Source organism: Dietzia sp. Cai40, assembly GCF_014145165.1.
Lineage (GTDB): Bacteria > Actinomycetota > Actinomycetes > Mycobacteriales > Mycobacteriaceae > Dietzia > Dietzia natronolimnaea.
The window spans coordinates 1-3,631 of the sequence record NZ_JAALEB010000386.1 but is presented as its reverse complement, the minus strand read 5'-3'; the positions used below and the strand labels follow the sequence as shown (position 1 = coordinate 3,631).

Here is a 3,631-nt window from a genome sequence, read left to right as displayed (position 1 = left end):
CGCCTGCAACCTCGCGTGCGTGCACTGCCTGAGCTCCTCGGGCAAGCGCGACCCCCGCGAGCTGAGCACCGAGCAGTGCAAGGCGATCATCGACGAGCTGCAGCGCATGCAGGTCTTCTACGTGAACATCGGCGGTGGCGAGCCCACCGTCCGCCCCGACTTCTGGGAGCTCGTCGACTACGCGACCAGCCACCAGGTGGGCGTGAAGTTCTCCACCAACGGCGTGCGCATCGACGAGAAGGTGGCGCAGCGCCTGGCCGCGAGCGACTACGTCGACGTGCAGATCTCCATCGACGGTGCCACCGCCGAGGTCAACGACGCGGTCCGCGGCCCGGGCTCGTTTGACATGGCGGTCCGTGCCCTCGAGAACCTCAAGAACGCCGGCTTCACCGACGCCAAGATCTCGGTGGTGGTCACCCGCGAGAACGTGACCCAGCTGGACGAGTTCAAGGCCCTGGCGGACAAGTACGACGCCACCCTTCGCATCACCCGCCTGCGCCCCTCCGGCCGCGGGGCGGACGTGTGGGACGACCTCCACCCGCTCCCCGAGCAGCAGAAGGACCTCTACGACTGGCTGGTCGAGCACGGGTCGAACGTCCTCACCGGTGACAGCTTCTTCCACCTGTCGGCCTTCGGCGACGGCCAGGGCTCGCTGCCCGGCCTGAACCTCTGCGGCGCGGGCCGCGTGGTGTGCCTCATCGACCCGATCGGGGACGTCTACGCCTGCCCGTTCGCGATCCACGAGGAGTTCCTCGCCGGCAACATCGTCTCCGACGGCGGCTTCGAGAGCGTCTGGCAGACCTCGGAGCTCTTCCGCGAGCTGCGTGAGCCCCAGTCGGCCGGGGCCTGCGCGTCCTGCAACTTCTACGACAGCTGCCGCGGCGGCTGCATGGCGGCCAAGTTCTTCACCGGCCTGCCCATGGACGGGCCGGACCCGGAGTGCGTCCAGGGGTACGGCGAGGGACTGCTCGCGGCCGAGCGCAGCATCCCCTCGCCGTCACAGGACCACTCCCGGGTCAAGGGGCTGGCGGCGCGCAAGCAGCCCACCGGCCCGGTCCCGCTGACCCTCGTCACCACCCCGCCGCGCAGGCCCACCAGCCTGTGCGACGAGTCCCCCGTCTGAGTCGGCCGGCCGACCCGCCACCGCCCACGTCCTCCCCCGAAGGAGCCCTCTCCCGTGTCACGCCTGTCGAAGATCGCCGAGGCCAACCCCTGGCGCCGCAACCCCTGGTTCGAATCGGTCGCCGAGGCCCAGCGCCGCGCCAAGAAGAAGCTGCCCCGGAGCGTCTACATGGCGCTGGTGGCCGGCAGTGAGCAGGGCGTGACGATCGACGACAACACGGCCGCGTTCGCCGAGCTGGGTCCCAAGCCGCACGTGATCGGGGCCAAGGCCGAGCGGGACATGGCCACCACTGTGATGGGGCAGCCGATCAGCCTCCCGGTGATGATCTCGCCGACCGGGGTCCAGGCCGTGACCCCGGACGGTGAGGTCGACGTGGCCCGCGCGGCCGCCGCGCGCGGCACCGCGATGGGACTGAGCTCCTTCGCCTCCAAGCCGATCGAGGAGGTCATCGCCGCGAACCCGCAGACCTTCTTCCAGGTGTACTGGCTCGGCGGCAAGGAGAAGGTCCTCGAGCGCCTCGAGCGGGCCAAGGCCGCCGGCGCCGCGGGCGTCATCCTCACCACCGACTGGTCGTTCTCCATGGGGCGCGACTGGGGCAGTCCGACCATCCCGGAGAAGCTCGACGCCAAGGCGATGCTCACCCTCGCCCCGGAGATCGCGGTGCGTCCGCGCTGGGCCGCCGAGTGGGCGCGTGACGTGGTGACCAACAAGCGTTTCCCCGACCTGACCACGCCGAACCTCGTGCACCAGGGCGAGATGGGTCCGACCTTCTTCGGCGCCTACGGCGAGTGGATGGGTACCCCGCCGGCCACGTGGGAGGACATCGCGTGGGTCGTGGACAACTACGACGGGCCGGTCATGCTCAAGGGCATCACCCGCATCGACGACGCCCGGCGTGCGGTCGACGCAGGCGTCAGCGCGATCTCGGTCTCCAACCACGGTGGCAACAACCTCGACGGCACCCCGGCCTCGATCCGCTGCCTCGCACCGATCGTCGACGCCGTCGACGGTCAGGTCGAGGTGCTGATGGACGGCGGGATCCGGCGCGGTTCGGACGTGGCCAAGGCGCTCGCCCTGGGCGCCCGCGCCGTGATGATCGGCCGCGCGTACCTGTGGGGCCTGGGCGCCAACGGCCAGGCCGGCGTGGAGAACGTCCTGGACGTCCTGCGCTCGGGCCTGGACTCCAGCCTGATCGGGTTGAGCAAGTCCTCGATCTCGGAGCTCACCAGGGATGACTACGTGATCCCCGACGGGTTCATGCGTCGCCTGGGAGAGTGACCCGGTGGGCGGTCCGCCGGGCCTCCCTGTTACGTCCGTAGAGGAAAAGGAACCACAGTCCATGGGAGACTTCGACGGCAAGGTCGTCTACATCACCGGCATCGCCCGCGGCCAGGGCCGCAAGCACGCCATCCGTTTCGCCCGGGAGGGTGCCAGTGTCATCGGACTGGACCTGTGCGCCTCGCCGTCCGAGCACGTCGGCTACAAGGCGGCCACCGAGGACGACCTCGCGCAGACGGTCGAGAAGGTCCGCGCGGAGGGCGGGGAGATCCTCGCCGAGATCGGCGACGTCCGCGACCTGGCGTTCCAGCAGGACCTGGTCGCCCGCGGGGTCGAGCAGTTCGGCGGCCGTCTGGACGTGGTGATCGCCAACGCCGGCATCTGCAACTGGGGCAAGGTCTGGGAGATCGACGAGCAGCAGTGGCAGGACACGATCGACATCAACCTCACGGGGTACTGGAAGACCCTCAAGGCCACCATCCCGCACATGCTCGCGGCGGACAACGGTGGATCGATCGTCCTGGTGAGCTCCGTCGCCGGACTCAAGGCCATGCCGGTCCAGTCGCCCTACTCGGCCTCCAAGTACGGCGTGGTGGGCCTCGCGCAGACCGCGGCCAAGGAGCTCGGTGAGCACCGGATCCGCGTCAACACGATCCACCCCTACGGCGTGCTGACCCCCATGGGTGCCGACGACCCGGCGGCCCACGACGTGTTCACCAACATGCCCCAGTTCCTCCCGCACTTCACGCCGATCCTGGGGATGGGCATGGCCACCACGGACGACATCTCCGACTCGGTGCTGTTCCTGGCCTCGGACGCCTCCCGCACCATCACCGCGTCGACGTTCACCGTCGACATGGGCGCGATCAAGGTCTGACCATCGAGCCCGTCCTGGCGGTGCTGCCGCTCGGCGCCACCGAGCAACACGGCGCGCACCTGCCCACCCAGACGGACACGCTGCTGGCCACGGCCACCGCGGACGCCCTCGCGGCCGCCGGCGTCCTGGTGCTCCCCGCTCTCGCGTACGGCGCGAGCGGGGAGCACCAGTCGTTTCCCGGCACGGTGTCCACGGGCACCGACGCGCTGGCGCAGACGCTGATCGAACTCGGCAGGTCGGTGTCCACCTGGGCCACCCGGTTCGTGGTGGTCAACGGCCACGGCGGCAACCTCGACGCGCTGCGGCGGGCGGTCCCGCTGCTGCGCCACGAGGGCCGCGACGCCGCGTGGCTG

General features: G+C 70.2%; 4 protein-coding genes. All 4 read left to right on the top strand.

Annotated elements, in window-relative coordinates; genetic code table 11:
- On the top strand, positions 1–1,123 hold a 1,123-nt coding region (gene mftC, locus G6022_RS14055; protein ID WP_182691813.1), incomplete at its 5' end, for a mycofactocin radical SAM maturase.
- A gap of 54 nt (positions 1,124–1,177) precedes the next feature.
- On the top strand, positions 1,178–2,401 hold the full coding sequence (mftD, locus tag G6022_RS14050) for a pre-mycofactocin synthase MftD (RefSeq protein ID WP_182610384.1): 1,224 nt from the start codon (positions 1,178–1,180) through the stop codon (positions 2,399–2,401).
- Between the two features lie 61 nt (positions 2,402–2,462).
- Positions 2,463–3,278 carry a mycofactocin-coupled SDR family oxidoreductase gene (locus tag G6022_RS14045; protein WP_179525882.1) on the top strand — a complete coding sequence of 272 codons (816 nt, stop codon included), beginning with the start codon at positions 2,463–2,465 and terminating at the stop codon, positions 3,276–3,278.
- Positions 3,279–3,298: 20 nt separating this feature from the next.
- Positions 3,299–3,631, top strand: a 333-nt coding sequence (locus G6022_RS14040) for a creatininase family protein (RefSeq protein ID WP_182691811.1), incomplete at its 3' end; no start/stop codon positions are given.

Excerpts from the sequence above, each read along its gene's own strand:
- G6022_RS14045 (WP_179525882.1), top strand. The coding sequence starts at position 2,463 with ATGGGAGACTTCGACGGCAAGGTCGTCTACATCACCGGCATCGCCCGC.